The organism is Gilliamella sp. App2-1, assembly GCF_001690255.1.
Classification (GTDB): Bacteria; Pseudomonadota; Gammaproteobacteria; order Enterobacterales; family Orbaceae; genus Gilliamella; species Gilliamella apicola_G.
Genome location: NZ_LZGR01000022.1, coordinates 139,781 through 165,096 on the forward strand (window position 1 = coordinate 139,781; position 25,316 = coordinate 165,096).

General features: G+C 33.7%; 22 protein-coding genes. 9 read left to right on the top strand and 13 right to left on the bottom strand.

Translation table 11 applies throughout. The features are described from left to right. Positions 1-219 precede the first annotated feature (219 nt). From nrdB to A9G22_RS03280, 6 genes are all read right to left on the bottom strand, one after another. On the bottom strand, positions 220-1,350 hold the full coding sequence (nrdB, locus tag A9G22_RS03255; RefSeq protein WP_075508371.1) for a class Ia ribonucleoside-diphosphate reductase subunit beta: 1,131 nt from the start codon (positions 1,348-1,350) through the stop codon (positions 220-222). A gap of 144 nt (positions 1,351-1,494) precedes the next feature. Beyond that, positions 1,495-3,780, bottom strand: a complete 2,286-nt coding sequence (gene nrdA / locus A9G22_RS03260) for a class 1a ribonucleoside-diphosphate reductase subunit alpha (protein ID WP_075508348.1) — start codon at positions 3,778-3,780, stop codon at positions 1,495-1,497. Between the two features lie 280 nt (positions 3,781-4,060). After that, complete coding sequence (locus tag A9G22_RS03265) at positions 4,061-5,422, bottom strand: hypothetical protein (protein ID WP_075508349.1); 1,362 nt, start codon at positions 5,420-5,422, stop codon at positions 4,061-4,063. A 452-nt stretch (positions 5,423-5,874) separates the two neighbouring features. Next, positions 5,875-7,248 carry a hypothetical protein gene (locus A9G22_RS03270; protein ID WP_065587543.1) on the bottom strand — a complete coding sequence of 458 codons (1,374 nt, stop codon included), beginning with the start codon at positions 7,246-7,248 and terminating at the stop codon, positions 5,875-5,877. 604 nt (positions 7,249-7,852) lie between these two features. Then, the gene (locus A9G22_RS03275; RefSeq protein WP_065587544.1) at positions 7,853-9,235 is read right to left on the bottom strand and encodes a hypothetical protein; all 1,383 of its coding nucleotides are present in this window, start codon (positions 9,233-9,235) and stop codon (positions 7,853-7,855) included. Positions 9,236-9,556: 321 nt separating this feature from the next. After that, entirely contained in the window at positions 9,557-10,891 is a 1,335-nt protein-coding gene (locus tag A9G22_RS03280; protein ID WP_442899734.1) for a replication-associated recombination protein A, read from the bottom strand. 174 nt (positions 10,892-11,065) lie between these two features. On the opposite strand from A9G22_RS03280, the gene lolA reads away from it, so the two are divergent. Beyond that, on the top strand, positions 11,066-11,662 hold the full coding sequence (gene lolA / locus A9G22_RS03285) for an outer membrane lipoprotein chaperone LolA (RefSeq protein WP_065587546.1): 597 nt from the start codon (positions 11,066-11,068) through the stop codon (positions 11,660-11,662). Between the two features lie 132 nt (positions 11,663-11,794). Here lolA and A9G22_RS03290 read toward each other — a convergent pair whose 3' ends face one another. The 5 genes from A9G22_RS03290 to A9G22_RS03310 all read right to left on the bottom strand — a co-directional run bounded on the left by A9G22_RS03290 (position 11,795) and on the right by A9G22_RS03310 (position 18,272). Continuing rightward, a complete protein-coding gene (locus tag A9G22_RS03290) occupies positions 11,795-13,309 on the bottom strand; it encodes a UxaA family hydrolase (protein WP_075508351.1) in 1,515 nt (504 codons plus the stop codon). A 70-nt stretch (positions 13,310-13,379) separates the two neighbouring features. Next, positions 13,380-14,396, bottom strand: coding sequence for a zinc-binding alcohol dehydrogenase family protein (locus A9G22_RS03295; protein ID WP_075508372.1), 1,017 nt, complete (start codon positions 14,394-14,396; stop codon positions 13,380-13,382). Positions 14,397-14,423: 27 nt separating this feature from the next. Continuing rightward, positions 14,424-15,863: a tagaturonate reductase gene (locus tag A9G22_RS03300; RefSeq protein ID WP_065587548.1), complete on the bottom strand. Its 1,440-nt coding sequence runs from the start codon at positions 15,861-15,863 to the stop codon at positions 14,424-14,426. A gap of 118 nt (positions 15,864-15,981) precedes the next feature. Next, a complete protein-coding gene (locus tag A9G22_RS03305) occupies positions 15,982-16,899 on the bottom strand; it encodes a GntR family transcriptional regulator (RefSeq protein WP_065587549.1) in 918 nt (305 codons plus the stop codon). A gap of 92 nt (positions 16,900-16,991) precedes the next feature. Further along, positions 16,992-18,272, bottom strand: a complete 1,281-nt coding sequence (locus A9G22_RS03310; RefSeq protein WP_075508352.1) for an MFS transporter — start codon at positions 18,270-18,272, stop codon at positions 16,992-16,994. A 438-nt stretch (positions 18,273-18,710) separates the two neighbouring features. Between A9G22_RS03310 and A9G22_RS03315 the strand changes: the two genes are divergently transcribed. From A9G22_RS03315 to A9G22_RS03325, 3 genes are read left to right on the top strand one after another with little or no spacing between them, the layout of a single operon-like run. Beyond that, positions 18,711-19,940, top strand: coding sequence for an oligosaccharide MFS transporter (locus A9G22_RS03315; protein ID WP_065587551.1), 1,230 nt, complete (start codon positions 18,711-18,713; stop codon positions 19,938-19,940). A gap of 49 nt (positions 19,941-19,989) precedes the next feature. Further along, positions 19,990-21,108: a glycoside hydrolase family 172 protein gene (locus A9G22_RS03320; protein WP_075508353.1), complete on the top strand. Its 1,119-nt coding sequence runs from the start codon at positions 19,990-19,992 to the stop codon at positions 21,106-21,108. A 23-nt stretch (positions 21,109-21,131) separates the two neighbouring features. Further along, complete coding sequence (locus tag A9G22_RS03325; protein WP_075508354.1) at positions 21,132-22,130, top strand: LacI family DNA-binding transcriptional regulator; 999 nt, start codon at positions 21,132-21,134, stop codon at positions 22,128-22,130. 28 nt (positions 22,131-22,158) lie between these two features. Here the strand turns inward: A9G22_RS03325 and smpB are convergent, their stop codons facing one another. Then, positions 22,159-22,641: an SsrA-binding protein SmpB gene (gene smpB, locus A9G22_RS03330; RefSeq protein WP_065581660.1), complete on the bottom strand. Its 483-nt coding sequence runs from the start codon at positions 22,639-22,641 to the stop codon at positions 22,159-22,161. 33 nt (positions 22,642-22,674) lie between these two features. Between smpB and A9G22_RS03335 the strand changes: the two genes are divergently transcribed. From A9G22_RS03335 to A9G22_RS03355, 5 genes are read left to right on the top strand one after another with little or no spacing between them, the layout of a single operon-like run. Then, positions 22,675-23,139 carry a type II toxin-antitoxin system RatA family toxin gene (locus A9G22_RS03335; protein WP_081297033.1) on the top strand — a complete coding sequence of 155 codons (465 nt, stop codon included), beginning with the start codon at positions 22,675-22,677 and terminating at the stop codon, positions 23,137-23,139. Beyond that, positions 23,136-23,414 (top strand): RnfH family protein, encoded by a 279-nt coding sequence (locus A9G22_RS03340; RefSeq protein ID WP_065587554.1) that lies wholly within the window; start codon positions 23,136-23,138, stop codon positions 23,412-23,414. The genes A9G22_RS03335 and A9G22_RS03340 overlap by 4 nt, the downstream gene beginning before the upstream one ends. 16 nt (positions 23,415-23,430) lie before the next feature. Beyond that, complete coding sequence (gene zur / locus A9G22_RS03345) at positions 23,431-23,865, top strand: zinc uptake transcriptional repressor Zur (protein WP_065587555.1); 435 nt, start codon at positions 23,431-23,433, stop codon at positions 23,863-23,865. Then, on the top strand, positions 23,853-24,209 hold the full coding sequence (locus A9G22_RS03350; RefSeq protein WP_141669960.1) for an EamA family transporter: 357 nt from the start codon (positions 23,853-23,855) through the stop codon (positions 24,207-24,209). Before zur ends, A9G22_RS03350 begins: the two co-directional genes overlap by 13 nt. Continuing rightward, positions 24,209-24,592, top strand: coding sequence for a DMT family transporter (locus A9G22_RS03355; protein ID WP_065587557.1), 384 nt, complete (start codon positions 24,209-24,211; stop codon positions 24,590-24,592). Before A9G22_RS03350 ends, A9G22_RS03355 begins: the two co-directional genes overlap by 1 nt. Positions 24,593-24,872: 280 nt before the next feature. Here the strand turns inward: A9G22_RS03355 and mutT are convergent, their stop codons facing one another. Then, positions 24,873-25,277 (bottom strand): 8-oxo-dGTP diphosphatase MutT, encoded by a 405-nt coding sequence (gene mutT, locus A9G22_RS03360; protein ID WP_065587558.1) that lies wholly within the window; start codon positions 25,275-25,277, stop codon positions 24,873-24,875. Between the last annotated feature and the right edge of the window lie 39 nt (positions 25,278-25,316).

Sequence of the window (25,316 nt, forward strand, 5' to 3'; positions counted from 1 at the left end):
AGTTTCCTTGGTTGCCCGTGAAGCAATTCTTTTTTAGGAAACCCCGTCGGAGAAAAATAGAGAAAATTTAAACAATATCCTTACTCTATTTTAAATGACTGTCAAGTTACAGTTAGTAGAAAGTGTATTATTAGCGACTGATATGAATTATTAAAAAGGAACAATAATTTGTTCCTTTTGTCAAAAATTTTCAGGATGGTATATGTCTGAATATAAAAATTACAATTTAAAATCGCTTAAATCTTCTTCGTTAATTTCAGAGTCAATTTGTCCAACTAAATATGAACTCATTTCGGCTTCTTGCGGTGCTACTTGTACATTATCAGACACAAGCCAGTTATTGATCCATGGAATTGGATTTGATTTAACTTCAAAGGGTAATTTTAGTCCTACGGCTTGCATGCGAATATTAGTAATATATTCGATATATTGGCATAATATATCTTTATTTAAGCCAATCATTGAACCGCCTTCAAACAGGTATTCTGCCCACTCTTTTTCTTGATTAGCGGCTTGTAAAAATAGATCATAACAATCTTGTTCGCACTCTTTGGCAATTTCTGCCATTTCGGGATCATCTTCTCCACTACGCAGCGTATTTATCATAAACTGTGTGCCAGTTAAATGTAGAGCTTCATCGCGAGCAATCAGTTTGATGATTTTTGCGTTACCTTCCATTAGTTCACGCTCAGCAAAGGCAAATGAGCAGGCAAAACTGACATAAAAGCGAATAGCTTCAAGTGCATTAACACTCATTAAGCACAGATAAAGTTTCTTTTTTAGTTCACGTAAATTAATGGAAACCGTGTGATTATTAATGTTATGTCTGCCTTCGCCAAATAAATTATAGTAACTTGCATAGCTAATAAGGTCATCGTAATAACCTGCAATATCACCTGCACGTTTTTGAATTTCTTTATTGGTGACAATATCATCAAACACGATCGATGGATCATTAACAATATTACGAATGATATGGGTATAAGAACGTGAGTGTATAGTTTCTGAAAACGACCATGTTTCTACCCAAGTTTCAAGTTCTGGAATTGAAATCAGCGGCAGTAATGCAACATTGGGACTACGTCCTTGAATGGAATCGAGTAATGTTTGATATTTTAAATTACTAATAAAAATATGCTTTTCGTGTTCAGGAAGGTGTGAATAATCAATACGATCTTGTGATATATCAACTTCTTCTGGTCGCCAGAAAAACGAGAGTTGTTTTTCAATTAACTTTTCAAACATCTCATATTTTTGCTGATCATAACGTGCAACATTTACCGATTGTCCAAGAAACATCGGTTCTTTGAGTTGATCATTATGCACATGCGAGAAAGTACTGTAATTCATACTCATAAAAGAACTCCTACTAATTTATCGTTGCTTTTACCGCTACCTTCCGACAGTGTAAAAGGTAAATTAAATGGGGAATGACTTGTTACTCCCCATAAAAACTAAGTGTTAGCGTGTAGCTATTTTTTGTTTTAATAATGGTTAAATCTTACAAGCGCCACCTTCGCAACCATCATCACTTTTAGTCAGTGCTATATCACCTTGAATATCTTCAGCACCATCGCGGGTATTGTGATAATAAAGTGTTTTTACGCCAAACTTATAAGCAGTTAATAAATCAGCCAATAACTGTTTCATTGGGACTTTATCATTTGGGAATTTAGTCGGGTCATAATTGGTATTAGTCGAAATTGATTGGTCAATAAATTTTTGCATAATTCCCACCAAATGCAAATACCCTGTATTATTAGGAATTTGCCAAAGTAGCTCGTAGAAATTTTTTAGCCCATGATAATCTGGCACAACTTGTTTTAAGATACCATCTTTCGAAGCTTTAACACTAATAAATCCTCGTGGTGGTTCAATGCCATTTGTTGCATTGGATATTTGTGAAGATGTTTCTGATGGCATTAATGCCGATAAAGTTGAATTACGTAGCCCATGAGTTTTAATTGATTCTCGAAGTGATTCCCAATCATAATGTAAAGGCTCTTTGGTAAGAGTATCTAAATCTTTTTTATAAGTATCGATTGGTAAAATGCCTTGCGCATAAGTTGTTTCATTAAATAGTGGGCATGCTCCCTTTTCTTTAGCAAGGTTATTAGAGGCTTTTAACAAGTAATATTGCATGGCTTCAAAAGTACGATGCGTTAAATTGTTGGCACTACCATCAGAATATTTAACGCCATTTTTTGCTAAATAATAAGCATAGTTAATGACGCCAACGCCTAATGTGCGACGATTGATTGAAGAGTTTCGAGCTGCAGGAACGGGGTAATTTTGGTAATCTAGTAGCGAATCAAGTGCACGTACAGTTAAGTCAGCAAGCTCTTCAAAGTCATCTAATGATTCGATTTTGCCAAGATTAAAGGCTGACAATGTACAAAGTGCAATTTCCCCATTTTCATCGTTGACATTATTAAGTGGCTTGGTAGGTAGTGCAATTTCCATACATAAATTAGATTGATGAACAGGCGCCAATTGAGCATTAAACGGGCTGTGGGTATTACAGTGATCGACATTTTGGATATAAATACGTCCCGTTGATGCGCGTTCTTGCATTAATAATGCAAAAAGTTCAACCGCTTTAACTTTGCGTTTGCGAATATTGACATCTTGCTCATATTGGTGATAAAGCGTTTCAAATTTATCTTGATCAGCAAAAAAAGCCTCATAAAGTCCGGGGACATCTGATGGACTAAATAGGGTAATATTTTCGTTTTTGATTAAACGTTGATACATTAATTTATTGATTTGTACCCCATAATCGAGATGACGAACACGGTTTTCTTCAACCCCACGATTGTTACGTAAGACTAACAAACTTTCAACTTCTAAATGCCAAAGAGGATAGAAAACGGTTGCTGCACCACCACGCACACCACCTTGCGAACAAGATTTAACCGCAGTTTGAAAATATTTGTAAAATGGAATACAACCTGTATGAAATGCTTCACCACCACGAATTGAACTACCCAAGGCACGAATTCGCCCAGCATTGATACCAATTCCTGCGCGTTGTGATACATATTTTACAATCGCACTGGCTGTTGCATTGATTGAATCTAAGCTATCATCACACTCAATTAATACACAAGAACTAAATTGGCGAGTAGGCGTACGAACGCCTGCCATAATGGGGGTTGGCAGTGAAATTTTAAAGGTAGAAACAGCATCATAAAAACGTTTAATATAGTTAAGGCGTGTTTCTTTAGGATAGTTAGCAAATAAACAAGCTGCGACTAAAACATATAAAAACTGTGCACTTTCATAAATCTGGCCAGTAACACGATTTTGTACCAAATACTTCCCTTCAAGCTGTTTTACTGCAGCATATGAAAACGACATATCTCGCCAATGGTCAATCATTTTGTCCATTTGTTCAAACTCTTCTCGGGTATAATCTTCAAGTAAGTGTTTATCATAATGTTCACTGTCGACCAATTTTTTAACATGTTCGTATAGCGATGGGGGCGTAAATTGGTTATAGGCTTTTTTACGTAAATGAAAAATGGCCAAACGCGCTGCTAAATATTGATAATCAGGGGCTTCTTGTGAAATCAGGTCGGCAGCCGCACGGATAATTGTTTCATGAATATCCGATGTGCGAATACCGTCGTAAAATTGAATATGTGAACGCAATTCAACTTGAGAAACGGAAACATTGTCTAAACCCTCAGCCGCCCACGCAATGACCCGATGGATTTTATCAAGGTTGATTGGTTCTTTATTTCCATCCCGTTTTGTAACTAGTATTGATTTATTCATTCTTTCTACTCAATTTTTAAAATTTATTTTTTACTTATGATAATTGATGTTTATCAAATTATACAATATGTAGTACCTATTAATTTATTAACTACTACATGTAGTAGTTAATAAATTAATTATATTCTAAAAAGAAATAAATCAAATTTGTTTTCGCTTATATAAAAGCAGTACAATTATCATTAAAAATGATAAATATAGTGAAATAAAAATAAAATTACGAAAGTAGAAAATCTACCTATTATTAGGTAGATCTTTTAGATAGCTTAATTGAAGGTATTTATTTTATAGCAATACAGACTCCATTTTTGTGTTCACTCTCTGAGCGACAGTGATATCTAGCGTTGTAAGGGTGTAAATCACAGTATTCTTTTGCATCGGTGTCATACACCCAGATACGTTTAAAAGACAAAGCTTGGTTAGAGGCGGCCGCCCAAGAATTAGGATAGGCTTTTTGATTTGGATCTCCCCATTCACCTAATAATGAACCAATTTCTCGGGTGAATTTTGCAGTACCGGCACTCTGACCAAATGGAGCATTACTCAATTCATCTGCATGGCTTATACGATAATTACCATTTAGTGTTTCACAACCTAAAATAACTTCTTGTACGCTACCCCTATTGGCTTTTGATTGGCCAATAAAATTTTTATCCCAGTCAGAAAACCATTTGGTAATGGTGAATGGGTATTGAATAGTGTGGCCTGTGACTTTATTTCTTCCTTGAATGATAACGGTATACCCATTATTAGACTCCATAACATGCTGCCAAGCTGTTTTGGTATTCGCTGCTTGTGCAGTATTAAACTTGACGGTGACTACATCGGCATTATTAGAAATAGTGATAAGTTCATTTCCTTTAACGATCTGCCAATCATAATTTTTAGCAAGCCCATTTTTGGCTAATAAAAGGTCAAATTGAGCACCATAAAAAGCGGTCGTTGGAAAGTTTTTATTAGTATCAATGTTAGACTGAGTTAAGAATCCATACTTTATATTCCATTGATTTTTTGTACTTGCTGAAGCTTGTGTTGGTGCTAACTCAGGCTTTGCATAACAAATTCCTGCGTCTTCTAATACGGTATAAATTTTTGATGGGTGTGTAATGATATCTTCATTAGGATATTCATTAGAATTGGGAATACCATACTTGGAGGATAATGTTAGATCAGCCGATATTTTTACTTTATATGGGCCTAATTGCCCTTTTTGTGTTAATGAGCAAAAAGTGTCGTTATCTTTAGGTGTAAATTCGACTAATTGATTCGATGCATTTGTATAATACCAAATCAATTGAGGATTTTCTTTTGTATCAAGGATGGCTAGCTCATCGCCATCAGTGTCTAAATATTGGTCACGATTGGGTTGTTTTAACGGTGCTATTTTAATGCGATTTTTAAATGAGTAGCTAATAGGTATTGACATATTACTTATTTCATTGCCATAGTAATTTTTATCATCAACGGTTAAGCCAAAAAGCTCAAAATCACTAATATTTGCTTCGATTGCAGATGAAAATTTTGGTTTAGTTCCTTGAACTATATGTGCGGTTTTTGTCGATAAAACTGCATTACTAGTTGTAAGGTGTAGTAAGCATATTGCATATATGATTGTTTTAAAATGTCCTCTAATTATATTCATTGTTATCTTCTTTCCATTATTAATTATCTTTATTTAAAAACAATCATTGCAACTTCAATCAAGGTTTTTAGTGTAAATTTTATACTGAGCTTTATATAGGGTAGAGGTTTTATTGGTTATAAACAAATCGTTTAATTCGTTCAATCAGGGTATTAATGATAGTTAAAATCAATGAAAAAAAATTTATTGATGGTTAAAACTTTTGTTAACTAATGATTAATATCAAAATAATAATAAAAAATACTTAGTTGTAGTATAACTCGATTTTTCCGGGCTGTTTATTCTTATGTATTTGGTTAAATAATCATAATGCATTTTTAAGCCAAGCTTTTTTAATTGAAATATCGACAGGTTTTAACATAAGGATTCAAAATTAAAATATTAATAAAATTATGAATAAAAAGATCTACATATTACTAAGTAGATCTTTTAGAAAATTTAATTGATGGTATTTATTTAATTGCCGTACAGATACCATTTTTTTCTTGAGTTTCTTTTTTGCAATGATATTTAGCGTTGTAAGGGTGGTAGTCGCAGTAATTTTTTACATGAGTATCCCATACCCAAATACGTTGATAAGATTTACCTTGATCGTGATTACCCTTAATTTTTGCAGCCCAAGAATTAGGATAAGCCTCTTGAGAAGGATCTCCCCATTCTCCTAATAATGTGCCTATCTCTCGGGTGTATGAGGCATCACCTTTTTTACCCATAGGTGCATTACTTACTTCATTTGCATGACTTATACGATATTTTCCTTTCAATGAGTTACATCCTGCAATTATAGCGTCTACCTCTCCTTTACTTGCTTTAGCTTGCCCTTGTGTTCTTATATCCCAGCCAGTAAACCATTTTGTAATGGTGAAAGGGTATTGAATAATATTGCCTGAGGTTTTATTTATTCCTTGAATAATAACTGTATATCCGTTATCAGATCTCATAACGTGTTCCCAAGCCGTTTGATTGTTCAATGCTTGTGGAGTATTAAATTTGACGGTAACTATATCAGCATTGTTAGAAATAGTGACAAGTTCACTCCCTTTTACTAGAGTCCAATTATAATTATTGGCACTTCCTGGTTGAGCAAATACAAGGTCAAATTTAGCACCATAAAAGCCGGTTGTTGGGAAGTTTTTAGTTGGGTCAATAGTAGATTGAACTAAAAAGCCATTAGTTGCATCCCATTGATTTGCGAAACTTTGATCTACCATTATTGGAGCTAGTTCTGGTCTTGCGTAACAAAAACCAGACTCAGAAAGTATCGTGTAAGTTTTAGAGGGTTGTTTGATAATGTTTTCATTTGGATATTCATAAGACTTCGGATCACCATATTTTGACGATAATATTAAATCAGCAGATATTTTTACTTTATATGGGGCTAATTTTTTATTTTTTGCTAATGAACAAAAAGTATCACTTTTGGTCGGAGTAAATTCGACTAATTGATTTGATTGATTTGTATAATACCACGTAATTTTTGGAGGCTCTTTTGTATTAAGAATGCCTAATTCATCACCATCAATATCTAAATATTGACTATCATCAGGTTGTTTTAACGGTGCTATTTGAATACGATCTAGGAATGAATAGCTAACGGGAAGAGGCATGTTCCTCACTTCGTCGCCATAGTAATTTTTCCCGTCTAAGGTTAAGCCAAAAAGTTCAAAATCTTCAATATTATTTTCAATAGTATCGGAAAGTTTTGGTTTATTTCCTTGTATTGTTAGTGTACTTTTTGTCGATAAAGCTGCATGGCTTATTGTTGAAAATTGTAATAAGTATATTGTATATACCATTGTTTTTAAAAATTTTTTATTACTAGTCATTGTTTGTTTATTTTCCTTATTAGTAATTTTGATTTTAATCAAAAAAGTTTTTTTTATTCAATCATAAACATATATATAACGCCGAATAGAATAGACAATTTTGGATATATAAACAAATAGTTTAATTCGATAGATTTTTATGGAAAAATTTTGTAATACCTATTGATCATTTTTAATTAAACAGCAAAAAGTATTATTTCTATATAAAATTTGCTTTTATTTGCTTAAAGAAGCGAGGATGCTTATTAAATTTTTGATTTGATGGTGATGTTTTTATATTAATATCCATATTATTAATACAATATTTCATGCAATAGTGCAATAGTGCAATAGTGCAATAGTGCAATAGTGCAATAGTGCAATAGGCTGACATAATTTCTCGAAAATTCAGTATATCGCCTAAATGGAAAGATAATGTGTTATTTTCACAAACTTATTTTAAACAAGATGGCGATACTTACAACGGTACCAATTAATATCATTATTATCTGTCTTTGGATGGTATTTTTTTGGAGATATAATAAGTTTACATTGTTTTTGTTTGTTTTTCTCTAAAGATCCACATGTTATTAAGTAGATCTTTAGGACGCTTAATTATTGGTTGTTATTTAATAGCTGTACAGACGGCATTTTTATCTTCAGTTTCTCCTCGGCAGTGATATTTAGCGTTGTAAGGATGGTAGTCGCAGTAGTCTTCGACATCAGTATCCCATACCCAAATACGTTGATAAGCTTTACCTTGGTCGTGATCACCTTTGATTTTTGCAGCCCAAGAATTAGGGTAAGCCTCTTGAGAAGGATCTCCCCATTCCCCTAATAATGTGCCTATCTCTCGGGTGAATTTTGCAGTCCCAGCACTCTGACCAAATGGAGCATTACTCAATTCATTTGCATGACTTATACGATATTTTCCTTGCAATGAGTTACATCCTGCAACTATATCGTCTACCTCTCCTTTACTGGCTTTAGGTAGACCAATGACTGTTTTATCCCAGTCACTGAACCATTTGGTAATTGTGAATGGGTATTGAATAATATTGCCTGTGGTTTTATTTCTACCTTGAATGATAACTGTATATCCATCACTTGATCCCATTATATACTGCCAAGCCATGCTAGTGTTCATTGCTTGAGAGGTATTAAATCTAACGGTAACTACATCGGCAGTATTAGAAATAGTGACAAGTTCACGCCCTTTCACGAGCATCCAATCATAATTTTTAGCTAACCCTTTTTGGGCTAATAAAAGGTCAAATTGAGCACCATAAAAAGCGGTTGTCGGGAAATTTTTAGTGGGGTCAACAGTAGATTGAGCTAAAAAGCCATTATTTGGGTCCCATTGATTTGCGATACTTGCAGCAGCCTCTTGGGGAGCTAATTCTGGTCTTGCGTAACAAATTCCTGAATCTGAACTTATTGTATAAGTTTTAGATGGGTGTTTGGTAATTCTATTATTCGGATATTGATTGGTAAGCGGAATTCCATACTTGGAAGTTAAAATTAAATCACCGGATATTTTTATTTTATATGGGCCAAATTTTCCTCCTTTTGCTAATGAGCAAAAGGTATCGGAATCTGTCGGTATAAATTCCACTATTTTATTTTTTGAATTCGTATAATACCATGTTATTTTAGCGGGAGGTTGTATTGCAAGATATCCTAATTCATCACCATCAATATCAATGTATTGATCTAAATTAGGTTGTTTTATTGGAGCTATTGCGATTTTATTTTTAAATGGATAAGCTGCTGATAAGGAGATTTGGTCTATCTCGTTACCATAATAGTTTTTGCCATCAACAGTCAGCCCAAATAGTTCTAAGTCTTCTATATTTTTTTCAATTTCTGTTGATAATGATGGTAAATTACCTTGAATTTCTTGAGCAGTTTTGGCTGTCAGATAGGCGTGGCTCATAGTGCAAAACAGGAATGGATATAGCCCAGATACAATTTTATTAAAGTTTTTTTTCGTTATGATTTTGTTCATAATACTTCTTTCTACTTTCTACTTTCTACTTTCTACTTTCTACTTTCTACTTTCTACTACTACTTATTTTCGATTTTACTTAAAACTACCCGTTACACATTTACCTTAAATTTTTATTTAAAGGAGCTAATTTATAAAATTAAAAATGTTATTTAAGTAAAAGTATACTTAAATTAATTATTGCTCAGATAATAGTTATTAGCTATTAATTATTTAGCTAGGATTCCTGTTGTTATTTGTTTTGAGTTTGTTTAACTTGTTGAAAGTTTTAAAAAATTAACTGATGATAGGTTGGGTTACATACAGAAATGCATTATAAAATCAACTGTTTCTTTTAGATTTATAGCGTTGAATCGGGCTTGTCCGGTTTTGTTCTTCTATCCATGCTATTTTATCAACATAATTTTTTTCTGCACCACGTGTTGTAGGGTGGTAATATTTTGTATTAGCCATTTCTAGTGGAAAGTAATTTTCTCCGGCAGCGAAAGCGTTGAGTTCATCATGAGCGTAACGATATTCAGCGCCATAACCTAAGTTTTTCATTAAACTTGTTGGTGCATTGCGTAAATGCTCAGGAACATCATAATCAGGTTTAGATTTGGCATCAGTCATTGCTTGTTTAAAAGCAAGGTAAACAGCATTACTTTTTGGTGCGCAAGCAAGATAAATGATTGCTTGCGCAATTGCACGTTCACCTTCAGCCGGCCCCACTCGTGTAAAGCAGTCCCATGCTGCAAGAGCTACTTGCATGGCTCTCGGGTCGGCATTGCCAATATCTTCTGAGGCAATGGCTAATAATCGACGTGCAACATAGAGTGGATCACCACCAGCAGTGATAATCCTTGCATACCAATAAAGTGCAGCATCGGCTGCAGAACCACGTATTGATTTATGTACCGCTGAAATTAAATCGTAAAAACGATCACCTTGATTGTCAAATCTAGCGCTGCGTTCTCCCGTCACTTCTTTAAGTAAATCTGGTGTAAGTTCATGGCCGTCTGACATTTCAATTAATAGTTCAAGTGTGTTGAGTGCTCGCCTTGCATCGCCTCCTACAAATTCAGCAATTTGTTTTTTTATTTCTTCAGATAGAATGATGTCTCGATTACCGTAACCACGGTTTGGATCGTTCATCGCCTGCTGTAAAATTTGTTCAATTTCATAGTTGGTTAATGATTTGAGCAAATAAACTCTGGCACGAGATAACAATGCAGAGTTTAATTCAAATGAAGGATTTTCGGTTGTTGCACCAATAAACGTGACAGTACCATTTTCGACATAAGGCAAAAAAGCATCTTGTTGACTTTTGTTAAATCGATGAACTTCATCAACAAATAAAATAGTGCGTACCCCTGCTTGCTGATTGATTTTTGCACGCTCGATGGCTTCGCGAATATCTTTGATACCTGATGTTACAGCCGAAATTCGTTCAACTTTAGCATTCGCATGGTGGGCAATAATTTCGGCTAAAGTGGTTTTGCCTGTGCCTGGTGGTCCCCAAAGGATCATTGAGTGTAAGTTTCCTGCTTCGATAGCTTTGGGTAGCGATTTATCTTTACCTAATAAATGAGATTGACCTATATATTCAGATAGATTACGTGGACGCATTCTTGCCGCTAAAGGCTTAAACTCTTCAGTTGTAAATTCAAAAGACATACTAGGCATGGTACACTATATCCAGTTTTTGCAATATGAAATATATTATATACTTGTTAATCAATAAGTGAAAAAGAAAATAGCTTTCTTTGTAAAGCAAAAAGTAAGATTTTAATCTAAATTAAACTGATTAAAATGTAGTTATAGAGCCGAAAACAAACATAAGGACTCGTCATGAAGAAATTTTTATTATTGTTAGGATTATTGATTGGTGCATCGTCAACATGGGCTAGCGATAAAGAAGTATTGCAACAACGCCTAGATAAAATTGAAGGATTTTATGCAAGATTTTCTCAAGATGTGAAAACTGTCGACAATCAGCTGGTGCAAGAAGGAAAAGGTGATTTATGGGTCAACAGACCTTATTATTTTAATTGGACAATGAACGAACCAGATGAAACATCAATTATTTCTGATGGAAAGAATATTTGGGTGTATACGCCATCTGTTCAACAAGTTAGCGTGATGGACTTAAAAAAAGCAATTGATAACCGATTAATGCTATTAATTACTAATAGCCATAATCCAATTTGGGATATTTATAATGTGACTCGAAAACAAGATTCATTTACGTTAAAACCAACAGATGGTTCTAATCAAGATTTTATTATTTCGGTATTGCCTACCGGTATAATTTCTAACTTTACTATTATTGAAGAAGATGGCCAACGTAGTTTTTACAACTTGTCTCACCAAACACTGGGCAAGGTGTCGTTAGAAAAGTTCCAGTTTATGCCACCATCAGGTGTGACCATTGATGATCAACGTTAGTTGATTAAAACACCTTAATAAATCAAATTAGCTTAAATTTAATCTGATGGTTGTTTTATTTTTATTCAGTAGCTGTCAGGTTAAGTATGATTATTAATATTAACTTTAAGTTACCATTAATAATAAAGAAAGTTATTCTGTTACGCCATTTTTAAAGATGGATAGATCTTTAAAATGGTTGATTTCATTACATGTCTGTTTACCATTAACTATTTGTACAATTAAATCAATAAATTGTTCTAGTAACTTATCCATTGTTATTCCATTTACTAATTGTCCCGCATCAAAATCTATCCAATGTGTCTTTTTTTGTGCCAATGCTGAATTAGTAGCAATTTTTACTGTTGGCACGACACCACCATAAGGTGTTCCTCGTCCTGTGGAAAATAGCACCATATGACAACCTGCTGCGGCTAATGCTCCCGTTGCAACAGCATCATTGCCCGGAGAAGATAATAAATTTAAGCCTGTTTTTTGGAGTCTGTCACCATAATCTAATACATCCATAACGGTACTATTTCCCGCTTTTTGTGTACAACCTAAAGATTTATCTTCTAGTGTAGTAATACCTCCAGCTTTATTACCAGGGGAGGGGTTTTCGTAAATAGGTTGATTGTATGAAATAAAATACCGTTTGAAGTTATTAATCATATTTACAGTTTTGTCAAATATTTGTTCATTAATGCAATGAGACATTAAAATCGTTTCTGCCCCGAACATTTCTGGAACTTCGGTTAGTACACTTGTTCCTCCATGAGTAATTATATAATCAGAAAATTTGCCCAATAATGGGTTAGCTGTAATGCCAGATAAGCCATCAGAACCTCCACATTCAAGTCCAAATTTAAGTTCGCTTAGTTTACCCGGTAGACGCTGATCTGATTTCATGATTTGGTAAATATCGTGCAAATAATTGATACCTTGTTTAATTTCATTTTCAACTTCCTGGGCAACTATGAAGCGAACTCGCTCGCCATCATACTCTCCAAGACTTTCCTTAAATGTATTAAGTTGATTATTTTCACAACCTAAGCCAATGACTAAAACTCCGCCTGCATTAGGATGTTTAACCATATCTTGTAATATGGTTTTTGTTGTTTGATGATCGGAGCCTAATTGTGAACAACCATAAGGATGAGAGAGCAGATAAACACCATCAAAATTAGAGGGTTTTTGTAAAAGGTCTTGAGAAATATCGGTTAAAAATTGTTTACGAATTTGTTCAGCAATACCATTAACACAGCTAACTGTAGGAATGATCCAAAGCTCGTTACGTATACCAACATCGTTATTGTTTCTTCGATAAAGATTAACTTCTTTATCTCCAAATTGAGTTGAATTTTGTCCTGTAACAGGTTGATATTGATATTCGTGAAATTTGCCAAGATTAGTTTTCACATTATGAGTATGAACATGCTCGCCTACTTGAATCGCTTGTGTTGCATGACCAATTGGGAAGCCATATTTTACAATATTTTCTCCTTGTGCAATTGGTTTTATTGCTATTTTATGACCTGATGGGATAGTTTGTAATGCAGTAATTTGATGTTGAGTTACAGGTTCGCTAATTATTTTATCGCCTTGATGTAATGGTTCTAAGGCAATAATTACATTATCATTATCGTTTATTTTAATAGTTTTTTTCATAAACCCATTCCTATAAATGCACATTTTCGCTACTTTTAGCAAAGGCATTAATTAGCAGATTGTTATTGATTTAACTGATTTTTATTACTGATTTTAGTCGAGCATGTGGGGCATCTCGCATTTCTTGGAATGCATTTTCAGCATCAGATAACGGGTATACATCGGTAATGATTTTTTTGACATCACATTTTCCTGATCTGACTAAATCAATTAATTCGATAAAATCTTTTTTGAGGGCATTACGAGAACCAAAAATATCTAACTCTTTTGTTTGAATTTGGGTAAAAGCAAAATCTAACGTTTGCTTACTGACACCGACTAAACCAATGCGCCCACGGTACGTTGCTGCATCAATGCAGTTTTGAAAAGTTTGTGGTAGTCCTGCACATTCAATGCAAACATCAAATCCATCGCCTTGAGTAAGATTTTTTACTCTTTCTTCAAAGTTTTCTTTATCTGTTCGAATAACACCTTTTGCACCTAATGATAATGCTTTATCTAATCGTGATTGCATTATATCACTTACATATACTTGAGCTCCTTTTAATACGGCAGCCATAACTGCAAATAAACCGATAGGTCCTGCGCCAACAACTAATACTTTATCACCTTCTTTTACTGATGTTCGTTGAACGGAATGATAGCTAATACAAAACGGTTCAATCATTGAAAGCGTTAATGCATCTAACCCTTTACCGTCATAAATACGTTCAATTGGCATGCTATAATATTCTCTAAAAATACCATCACGTTGTGCTCCAAGAGTTTGATTGTTTGTGCAACAATTAACAAATCCACGACGGCAAGAGTAACATTTACCACAGTTAAAATAAGGATTTGCTGTCACAATCATGCCTTTTTTGATGCCATGATTATTTTCGCCAACCTCTACAACTTCGGCCGAAAATTCATGGCCAGGAATGCGAGGATAGCTGGCATAAAGGAAAGTACCTTTATACGTTCCCATATCTGAACCACAAATCCCACCATATAGCACTTTTAAAATGGCTTCACCCTTTTGTAATGTTGGTTTTTCCATTTCATTGATTTCAACTTTTCCTGGTTCTGGAATAACAATATATTTCATTTTAGACATTTGATTGACTCCTGATGTTTAATTATTTGGAATATAATTTTTAATATCGTGTGATAAAATGTTTTTTAGATTTTCCGTGACTAAATCGGTTAATCCATTGACATTATTTAGATCTTGTCCCCAATGCTCAGTCATTTTTAAGACATTTGTAACTAATGTTTTTACGTCATTTTGATAAAGTGGTTGCCATTCATTAAATTTTTCTAATAAATGAGCATCATCCGTTAATGAAATCGTTTGACCTTGGTACTCTCCACGATAAAAAGCAATAAGTGCAGCTAATGAAAATGAAATATATTTTGGTGGTTGGTTAAATCGTTGACTATAGGTTAATAACTGTGGTAGCAAGCGAGTTTTAAATTTAGTTAATGAATTTAATGAAATAGACATTAATTCATGTTTGATGAATGGATTTTTAAAACGTTTTAATACCTCATCGGCAAATTGTTTTAGTTGTTCTTTATCCAAAGATAGGGTTGGAATTACTTCTTGATTAAGGAGATTTTTAACAAAACTTTCAATTTGCGGATTATTCATACATTGGCCGACAGTACGTAGTCCAGCAAGGTAAGCGACGGGAACCATTGCTGTATGGGCACCATTTAAGATTCCAACTTTTCTTTCTTTGTAAGGTTTAATATCATCAACCACTAAAATATTAATATCTACTTGATCAAGCCTTAATTTTTGTTTTAACCAATCGGGTCCTTGAATAACAAATAAATAGAAGTATTCTGCTGTATCTAAAAATCGGTCTTGGTAGCTTAGTTGTTGTTCAAGCTGTGTAGCTTCATCTTTTGGGTAGCCTGTTACTATACGATCAACCAACGTTGAGCAAAATGTATTACTTTCGTTAATCCATATAATAAAGCTATCACTAAGTTGCCATAATTTTGCATATTCTAGTACCAACTCTTTTAGTTTTTCGCCGTTATAATCAATGAGCTCACATGGAATGATAATTAAACCTTTATCTTTTTGCCCGTTAAAAAATTCGAATCGATGATGTAAAAAACAGGTTAATTTTGCTGGGAAAGTTGTTGGTGGTGCATCGGTAGCTTTATCTTTATCATTAAATACTATTCCTGCTTCAGTTGTATTTGAGAAAATAAATTCTAAATCAGGATTTTCAGCACATTTTAAATATAATTGATAATTTTGATATATCAAGATTTCACGATTAACTGAGTAGATAATTTGAGGTATAGCAATAGCATCACCTTGTTCATTAAGACCGCGAATAATAGTTGTATAAATTCCATCTTGTTCATTAATTGAGGGTTGATGGGTATCAATAGGCCTTATAATTGTTACACCACTATTGAAGTCTGTTTTTGTGTTTAGATTATCAATAATCCAATCAACAAATGCTCTTAAAAAATTACCTTCACCAAATTGGATAATCTTTTCAGGGTAATTTCGACCAGGAAAGTTAGTTCTATTTAATTGTTTAGCCATATAATAGTTCTCTTTAATTATGTGGTTAGGCAGTAAATAAAGAGAACTATAAAAGAGGATTAAAAACCGTATTCATTTTTTTTGTTTTTTCGTGTTGAGTATAAAATTTTTTTGTTTTTTATCTGTTTTTTATGGTTAATGTTCGACCAATCGACTCTTGCATTGATGTTTTAGCTGTATTTAGATGTCGGCATAATGCTGCGATGGCAGCCTGTTCATCTTTTTGTAAAATTGCTGTTAATATCGCAATATGTTCCGATACGGCAATATTATTACGTTCTTTTAAATTACTGTTGTCCCACTGATAATGAAAATGAAAGATAACCGAAATTAAATCAAAAGACTGCATGAAAAATGGATTATCATTACAAGACAGAATTAACTGATGAAAATCACGATCAAGCGTTGAAAAAAGTGTATATTCATCTTGTATATTTTTCTGAAAATTCTTATGGTGTTGTAATAATTCTCGTGCTTTTATCCAGTTAATGTGATTATCAGGTTGAGCCATAAATGCTTTAAGCGCAAATATTTCTAAGACACTCCTAAATTCATAAAGTTTTTCTGCATAATCTTTGGCAAATGTAACTAATTTCCATTCTCCTTTTTTTATGTTATTAATCAGTCCATAATGTAAAAAACGTAATAAAAATTCACGAACTACAACGGGATTCACTTTTGTATCTTTTGCAAGTTGAATTTCGTTAAAATTATCACCAGGTAATAACTTCTTATGATTTATTAAATGGTAAAAATAGGTTTCGAATTTTTTATCTTGTAACGATCTTTTTTCAAAAATACAGGCTATTTTATCCTCATTTGTTGGTTCTCGTAATAAATGGTATTGATTATTGTTAAACAGGAGAATTTCTGTTTTGCATAAATGCTCTAGTACTGCTCGAATAGTTGTTCTACTCACATTAAAAGTATCAGCAAGAATTGAAATAGAAGGTAATGGAAAAGATAATATTTTGTTATTAATACAATCAATAAATTGATTAATGGTATTTTGCCTTAGTGTCTGACTTCTGCCCATATTATGTTTCTCGATAATGTTATGGTGATTATAAGAATTTAAGAAAATCCTACCAAATATTTTTAATAGGATTTTCTAATAAAAAGGCTAAGTTATAAAGTAGATTGAATTTCTGTAATTGGTTTAATATCTTTCAATACGAATAAATATACGAATGCACCTATAGCACAAGCACAACCTGAAACCACGAGAGCATACATAAATGAACCTGTTGCGCCAATAATATACCCAGTTACAATGGGTCCTAATATGCCACCACAATTTGAAACCGTATTTTGAATTCCACCTAAAACGGATGTCATATTTCTTGGTGCAATATCGCCAGGTAGACACCAAATAGCTGAACCAGCAAAGGCCAGCCCAATATATGAAATACAAAGTAAAGCCATCATTATGATTATAGAATCAACTAAGCCGGCAAGTGTAATTGATGTTGCAATTAACATTCCTGCAACCAAATTAAATTTTCTAGCAAGATTGATATTATTGGTTTTTATGTAAATAAAATCAGTTAACCAACCACCAAACCATTGTCCAATTATACCACATAAGGGCGGTAACATGGCCAAAAAGCCCATTTCAGTTAAGCTTAAACCACGTTCTTTCATTAAATAGGTGGGGAACCAAGTAATGAAAAAATAGACTGCATAATTAAGCATAAAAAATCCAACACACATAGCAACTACATTGCGGTATTTTAATAATTGATACCATTTCATTGGTTGTATGGTATCTATTCCTTCTTTTTTGATTTGACCTTCACGAATATATTTTAATTCTGTTGTACTTATACTTGGGTGTTGTTCTGGATCTCGGTAAATACATAACCACCAAACAACCCAAACAAGACCTAAAGCACCACAAATAAAGAATGTCGCATGCCATCCCCAGACCGCAATAATCCAAACAACAAGAGGCATCGTAAAAGCTGTCCCGAAGCGTGAACCACTATCAAATAGTGCGGTAACGCGTCCTCTTTCTTTATCAGGGAACCATTTTGCTGTAATTCCGCCATTGCAAGGATATGCGGCAGCTTCTCCAATACCCATAAACACTCGAGCAAAAATGAAACCGATAGGAGATGTTGCTAATGCCGTTGCGCCAGTTGCTAAAGACCACCAAGTTACTGATACTGCAAGCGTTCTTCTTTGCCCAAAACGATCTGCAAGGAATCCAGCAGGAATTTGACAACACGCATAACTTAAGAAAAATGCAGACATGATCCATCCCATTGCTTCAGGTGAAATATTTAAATCAATCGCAATAATAGGTGCAGCTGCAGACATTACAGTTCTATCTAAATAATTAATCACAATAGCAAATAACATAAGTATTGCTATATGGAATCGAACACGACTATTCTTTTTAGGCATAAAAAACCTCTTTATATAAATTATTCAATAATATATTTAATTATTTATATTGTTAATTAGGATGATAAAGACTACTAGTGCATAGGTCATTTCATTAAAATGGCTATATCGATAGTAGAGAAAAAATTTATTGAGATAAGGAATTATTTGTTTGATTGTGGTCGGGATAATATTTTTCTGTTTTTTATTTGTTTTTTTTATTTTTGTTCGTTCATATTAAATCTTCATCAATTTAAAGCATTCCTTTTTTATAACAATAGCGTGTTATTATTATTTAATTTGTTGATTTTTAATATTTAAATTTTTGATTTTAGCTGTTTTTGTCTAAGTTAATAAAATAATTATGATATTGATCACATTTATCCAATAAATCTTTTAAAGCTAAATTTTTAGCTCTGCATACTCAATTGCAGTGGTTCACTCTTTATAGGATAAATTATGATAAGTGCATTTTATAACAAGCCGACTTATTGGTTCGCTTCCTGTTACAGCTTTATGTATTACGCTGCAGGTAGTTTCGTTTTTTCGTTTTATGCCATATGGCTAAGTAAGGAGATTGGCTTAACAGCAAAACAGACTGGCATTATTTATTCATTTAATTACTTTGTTTCGCTCATCATTATGATTGTGTATGGTGTTTATCAAGATAAATTAGTACTGAAAAAACAGCTTATCTGGTTTCAAAGTATTATTATCACATTAGCCGCGCCTGCATTAATTTATGTTTATGAACCGCTACTAAAGCATAGTTTTTATATTGGTGTCATCTTTGGTAGTTTTTTTTTAGGTTTTGGTTGGGTTGCAGGGATGGGGTTAATTGACTCTTACTGTGAAAAAATCAGCCGCGCTTTTGGTTTCGAGTTCGGTCAATGTCGCACGTGGGGGTGCATTGCTTATGCAGTAGGAACTTTTATAGCCGGTATTTTAATTAGTCTTAATCCACATCTAAATTTTTGGGCTGCATCGGGTGTAGGTATCTGTTTTATGCTACTTAATCTCAATTTTAAACCCGATTTAAGTCAATCAGCAGAAACTGTCTTCCAAAAAAAGGACAAGCTAAGTTTTAATGAAATTATATCAGTCTTTACACTGAAAAAATTTTGGATATTTGTTATCTATGTGCTTGGAACTTATAGCCTTTACAATATTTATGATCAACAGTTATTCCCTGTTTATTTCACTCAGCAGTTTGACGATATCAATGATGGTTATCGCTTATATGGCATATTAAATTCGTTTCAAGTTTTTTTAGAAGCGGTGGTCATGTTTTGTGTTCCATTTGTTGTCAATCGTGTGGGAGCAAAAAATGCGTTAATTTTTGCTGCGTTTATTTCAGCTTCTCGCATCTTCCTTACTGGACATGTTAATAGTATTGCGATTATTTCCATAATTAAACTCATGCACTGCTTGGAGATTTCTACCATTTTAGTCTCAGTATTTAAATATATTGATATTAATTTTAATGCTCGTCTTTCTGCAACGGTCTTTTTAATCGGTTATCAGGTGGCAGGTTCTATCGGTGTTATTTTGTTTTCCACCCTTGTTGGTGATTTTTACGATACCGCCGGTGCGGCAACCACATTTAATAATCTTGGGTTAGTTGTTTTAGGATTTATGATTTTTGCTATTTTCTTCTTAAACGGTGATAAAAAAAGAAGATACAAATAATAAATAGTTAAAGAAAATTACGTTTAATAAATGTTAGTAAGGATTCACAATGAACATATATAATTCAGTCACACAATTTCACTTTGAACAAACCAGAACCATTTCGCCTGAAAATATGACGGGTGAAAAAGGTCAATCTTGCATGAAAGCGAGCGCTTTAGGACCAAGTCGTAAAGGGCAAGGTTGCATAACAATACCAGCAGGTGAAACAGTCACTATCGCTGAAATTACAGGACCTGCGGAAATTCGTCACATGTGGTTTACCTTAACAGATAGAACACATCGCGGTAGTTTTGTGTTACGTGATGTTGTTATCCGCATTTATTGGGATGATGAAAAAGTACCATCAGTCGAAAGCCCAATCGGTGATTTTTTCTGTAATGGTTTTGGCGCAAGATGTGATATTAACTCCATGCCCATTGTGGTCAATCCAACAGGGGGATTTAACAGTTACTTTAGAATGCCTTTTAATAAAAAAGCAAGAATTGAAATTCAAAATGAACATGAAGCAGATTTACAACATTTCTTTTTCACCATTAATTATGCCTTAATGCCACAACCATTTGATGCACCGCTTTATTTTCATGCTCAATGGCGCAGACAAAGAGTAACCAATTATGCCGAAGATTATGTATTATTAGATAATATCGAAGGTTATGGCTACTATGTTGGTACTTACTTAGCATTAACAGCCTTGGAACGTTACTGGTGGGGAGAAGGGGAATTTAAATTCTATCTGGATGATGATAGCGAATATCCAACCCAACACTCAACAGGCTCTGAAGACTATTTTGGTGGGGCATGGGCATTTCATAATCGTGATAGCCATGGTCGGCCATCAGCTAAATGTTTTCAAACGTTATTTATGGGCTACCCCTATCAGACTAATCGTGATGCAACGCGCGATTTTTTTCAAACTGGAGATGCGAATCCAGTACACGGTTTTGGCGACGATGCATTGCCTATGCATGGTTTATATCGTTGGCATTTACCTGATCCGATTGCATTTCACAAAAATATCAAGCTTACCTTTCAACAAATAGGTAATGATGATATAAGATTATATGAGCGTTGTGATGATATAGCCAGTGTTGCATATTGGTATCAAAATCCATCGGTTAACTGTAATCCAACATTTCCTAACAAACAGCTACGCACTCCTCGTTGATATAAAAGGAAATAGTAATATCTATGGCGAGTAATAAATTAAAAATCAATGATATTGCTCGTTTAGCTGGCGTGTCGGCAACGACCGTCAGCCATATTTTTAATAAACGAGATAAAAAATATCGTATTTCACCACAAACGAGGCAACGTGTATTATCCATTGCTGAGCAATACAGTGAACAGGCCCATATTCGCCAATATCTAGTTAAAGCAAATAGTACCGATACGATAGGTGTGATAGTGCCAGACATTTCCAACTCTTTTTTTTCCATGTTTTTGCACTATTTAGAAGCTTCATTCAGGAAAAAGAACATACAATTATTAATCACTTGTAGTCATTATAATAAAGACGTAGAAATTAAAGTGGCACAGAACTTAGTTGAGCGAAAAGTCGATGCAATGATTGTTGCTACTTCATTAGATAGCGATGAGTTTTATATTAGTATTAATCAAAATACGCCTGTATTATTTTTCGATCGTTACCTTAAAGATACACGGTTACCGTTTATTGCCAGCGAATCATTAAACTCCGTCGCGGAGTTGATTCAGCCGTATGCTAGGCAACTAGATGAATTTTATTTTATTGGTTGTGACACACAGTTAACTTCGATTGAAGCTAGACTTAAAGGATTTAAGCAAGGGCTTAAAAATGTTGGTTTAGCTGTTAATCCACAATGGTTAGTGAGTGATAACTACCATCCAAATAAAGGTTATCTGTTACTTAAAGGGGTTCATGAGAAATTAGGGCGATTACCTAAAGCTATTTTCACACCATCTGGTAATTTGCTACAAGAGGTTCTAAGTTATTTAGTTGAAGTTAAAGTAAAACCTCAAGATATCTGCTTATGTTCTTATGATTATCATATCTATCTAGATTATTCCTACTACCCAATTGATGCAATTATGCAGGATTTTGAAAATATGGCTCATACTTGTGTTAATGTGATTAATGATTTGCTCAATTTCAACGAGTTAAAATATAATGCGTTTTTTATCAAACCACAAATTATTCGTCATAGATAATTGAACATTTTTTCATAACATTATACAACTATCGATTAGCATTTTTCATAATTCGTGCTTTATCAACTTGCCATTGTCGTTCTTTGATATCAGTTCGTTTATCGTACTCTTTTTTACCTTTGGCCACACCAATTTTTACTTTTGCCCATGCGTTCTTCCAATATAGCGAAAGCGCTACAACGGTATAACCTTGGCGATTGATTTGACCAAATAATGAATTTAATTCACGTTCATTTAATAACAATTTACGTGTGCGCATAGGTTCACAAACAACATGTGTTGATGCGACATTAAGTGGTGTGATAGTTGCACCAAAGAGCCATGCTTCGCCATCTTTAAGTAAAACATAACTGTCACTAATGTTGGCTTTTCCTGCACGTAGGGATTTTACTTCCCAACCTTGTAGGGATAATCCCGCCTCAATTTCCTCTTCAATAAAGTACTCATGGCGCGCACGTTTATTTAATGCAATGGTTGCCGAACCTGGCTTATGTGATTTTTTCTTAGTCATAATGTGCGTTATTATAAAGTTACATGATATGATATGCCACAAATTTTAACTTTTTATTTTATTATTATGGCACATGTTTTTCACGAAGTTATCGAGCCTTATTCTGTAGAGCAAATGTTTTGCTTAGTGAATGATATTGCTCGGTATCCTGAATTTGTTCCTGATTGTATCGCAACTGGCATTATTAGCAAACAAGATAATACGTACACAGCGTTTATTGAAGTTGAGAAATTAGGTTTTAAAAAATCTTTCACTACAGTAAATCAAATTAATCAACCACATTCTATTGAGATGAAATTGTTTGAAGGGCCATTTAAACACCTATCGGGAAGATGGCAATTTAGTTCACTCGGCGAGAGCAAAAGTAAAATTAGTTTTAGTTTAGACTTTGAGTTTAAAAATAAGTTATTAGATATTGCTTTTTCTCCGGTGTTTAAAGAGGTGATGACGAGTATGGTTAATGCGTTTTCAAAACGAGCAAGGCAGATTTATAAATGATAAATATACAAGTTGTTTATGCGTTACCAAATAACCCGACGGTAATTAATTGCGATGTAGATGAGCAAACGAATGTCTTGCAAGCAATTACAAAATCCAATATCTTATCGTTATGCCAGATAAAATTAGAAGATCATCTAATTGGTATTTATGGAAAACGTTGTGATCTTAATGAAGTGGTTAAAAATGGCGATCGTATTGAAATATATCGGCCTTTAATCAATGATCCTAAAGAAATAAGACGAAGAAAAGCTGCACAAAAAAATAATGGCTAACGGCAAAGGAAACCGAATGCATAATCTGCTAATTGAAAAGATTGAAACTTTATGTAAAAAGCGAGGTATTAAACTGACAACGCAACGTCGTACAGTTTTAGATATTATGCTAACTGCAAATAAAGCAATGAGTGCATATGATCTTTTGGATCTACTTAAAGTAAGTGAGCCACAAGCCAAACCACCTACAATTTATCGTGTGCTTGAATTTTTACTTGAGCAAGGTTTCATCCATAAAGTTGAATCTTCTAATAGTTATATTATTTGCCCACATTTTCAAGATCCACAGCATATTTCAATTTTATTTATTTGCGATAAATGTCAGCAGATCATTGAAAAACATTCAAAAGATATTGAATATCAATTTAAACAGTTAGCACAGCAAAGTGATTTTTTAATCAAACATAGCGTGCTTGAAATACACGGATTTTGTCAGCAGTGCCAACCTTAATTGTTGTTCTTTGGTTAATTAATATTATTTGCGATACCGTTGGACAAGTTGCATTTAAGTATGCAGCGATTACTTCTAAAAATAAGTCTGGTTTGCATTATTGGCAAAAATTATTTGGTAATTTTTGGCTGTGGTTGGGATTTGGAGCATACTTTATTGGTTTTATTTTTTGGCTAGCATTTTTAAGTGAAGTACCTTTGTCGCAAGGCATTTTATTAGGATCATTTAATATTATCACTGTTATGTTGGCTGGGCGTATTTTATTTCAAGAGCATCTTACTTTATTCCGTGTCATTGGTATATTTTTTATTACTAGTGGCGTAGTTTTAGTGGGGCTTACATAATGAAAAAATTTTACATTATTGGATTTTTCTTACTATTATTTTTTGATACGTTTGGACAAACAAGCTTTAAATTAACAGCGTTATCGGCTATTCCATTTGAAGTAAGTACAGCTTGGTTAATTCGTATTTTTACTTATGGTTGGGTTTATTTAGTCATGCTCGGTTATACAGGGGCATTTATCACTTGGATGGTATTATTAAAAAAAGCACCAGTAGGGCCTGCTTTTGCCGCTTCTCATTTACAGGTAGTTACGGTGATGTTAGTTTCGATTATTGTTTTTGATGAGCAAATTACATTAACACGCATGCTTGGTGGATTATGTATTATTATTGGTATTGTTTTTTTGGCTTTGGCAGAACAAGATTTACAGCGTAAATCATAATTTTTTGTTTTATATTGAAACACAGTATTATCTAAAATTTTTTAGCAAAACCAATAATACTCGAAATCCACTTCGACTACAAAAATGTCAAAAAATACTTAGCATAAAAAATATGATCAAGATTTTATGATAGCGAATTTTTCTACTTTTGCATCGTGTTATTTCAATGGGGGGAAGAGGAGAGTGAAGTTGTTTTATTATTTAAACATAATAAATCTATCATTTAACAAAAATATAATTTTAGCTAGACAAGCGAACACGCTAAATCATAATAATTTCTTTAGATTTGTTTATCCAAGTTTTTAAGCATTTCGATAATCGGTCGATTAGCGTCAGGGAACTCGTCGGCATTAAGATCTTCTTGGTCAACCCAACGGCTTGGTTGACCTTCTTTTGCAAAAGGAACACCATCCCATTCTTCAACTAAATAAGCGTGAATTGTAATATAGCGATCTTCATAACTGTGTTCAAAGATTTCTAAGAATTGGGCTTGATGGATATGGATGTCTACTTCTTCAACAATTTCACGTTGTAAGGTTTGATATGGGGTTTCTCCTGCCTCAATTTTTCCACCAGGAAACTCCCAAAAACCAGCAAGATGAGAATCTTCACCGCGCTGGGTGATAAAGATTTGACAATTTTGAGAACGAATTATACCTACAGCAATTTCAATATGTTTTTTCATAATTATATTTGCCTATGAGTAAAATTAGGGAAAGTTGCG

Coding starts and splice junctions, on each gene's coding strand:
- nrdB (WP_075508371.1), bottom strand. CDS start 1,350: ATGAATTACAGTACTTTCTCGCATGTGCATAATGATCAACTCAAAGAA.
- nrdA (WP_075508348.1), bottom strand. CDS start 3,780: ATGAATAAATCAATACTAGTTACAAAACGGGATGGAAATAAAGAACCA.
- A9G22_RS03265 (WP_075508349.1), bottom strand. CDS start 5,422: ATGAATATAATTAGAGGACATTTTAAAACAATCATATATGCAATATGC.
- A9G22_RS03270 (WP_065587543.1), bottom strand. CDS start 7,248: ATGACTAGTAATAAAAAATTTTTAAAAACAATGGTATATACAATATAC.
- A9G22_RS03275 (WP_065587544.1), bottom strand. CDS start 9,235: ATGAACAAAATCATAACGAAAAAAAACTTTAATAAAATTGTATCTGGG.
- A9G22_RS03280 (WP_442899734.1), bottom strand. CDS start 10,891: ATGTCTTTTGAATTTACAACTGAAGAGTTTAAGCCTTTAGCGGCAAGA.
- lolA (WP_065587546.1), top strand. CDS start 11,066: ATGAAGAAATTTTTATTATTGTTAGGATTATTGATTGGTGCATCGTCA.
- A9G22_RS03290 (WP_075508351.1), bottom strand. CDS start 13,309: ATGAAAAAAACTATTAAAATAAACGATAATGATAATGTAATTATTGCC.
- A9G22_RS03295 (WP_075508372.1), bottom strand. CDS start 14,396: ATGAAATATATTGTTATTCCAGAACCAGGAAAAGTTGAAATCAATGAA.
- A9G22_RS03300 (WP_065587548.1), bottom strand. CDS start 15,863: ATGGCTAAACAATTAAATAGAACTAACTTTCCTGGTCGAAATTACCCT.
- A9G22_RS03305 (WP_065587549.1), bottom strand. CDS start 16,899: ATGGGCAGAAGTCAGACACTAAGGCAAAATACCATTAATCAATTTATT.
- A9G22_RS03310 (WP_075508352.1), bottom strand. CDS start 18,272: ATGCCTAAAAAGAATAGTCGTGTTCGATTCCATATAGCAATACTTATG.
- A9G22_RS03315 (WP_065587551.1), top strand. CDS start 18,711: ATGATAAGTGCATTTTATAACAAGCCGACTTATTGGTTCGCTTCCTGT.
- A9G22_RS03320 (WP_075508353.1), top strand. CDS start 19,990: ATGAACATATATAATTCAGTCACACAATTTCACTTTGAACAAACCAGA.
- A9G22_RS03325 (WP_075508354.1), top strand. CDS start 21,132: ATGGCGAGTAATAAATTAAAAATCAATGATATTGCTCGTTTAGCTGGC.
- smpB (WP_065581660.1), bottom strand. CDS start 22,641: ATGACTAAGAAAAAATCACATAAGCCAGGTTCGGCAACCATTGCATTA.
- A9G22_RS03335 (WP_081297033.1), top strand. CDS start 22,675: ATGCCACAAATTTTAACTTTTTATTTTATTATTATGGCACATGTTTTT.
- A9G22_RS03340 (WP_065587554.1), top strand. CDS start 23,136: ATGATAAATATACAAGTTGTTTATGCGTTACCAAATAACCCGACGGTA.
- zur (WP_065587555.1), top strand. CDS start 23,431: ATGCATAATCTGCTAATTGAAAAGATTGAAACTTTATGTAAAAAGCGA.
- A9G22_RS03355 (WP_065587557.1), top strand. CDS start 24,209: ATGAAAAAATTTTACATTATTGGATTTTTCTTACTATTATTTTTTGAT.
- mutT (WP_065587558.1), bottom strand. CDS start 25,277: ATGAAAAAACATATTGAAATTGCTGTAGGTATAATTCGTTCTCAAAAT.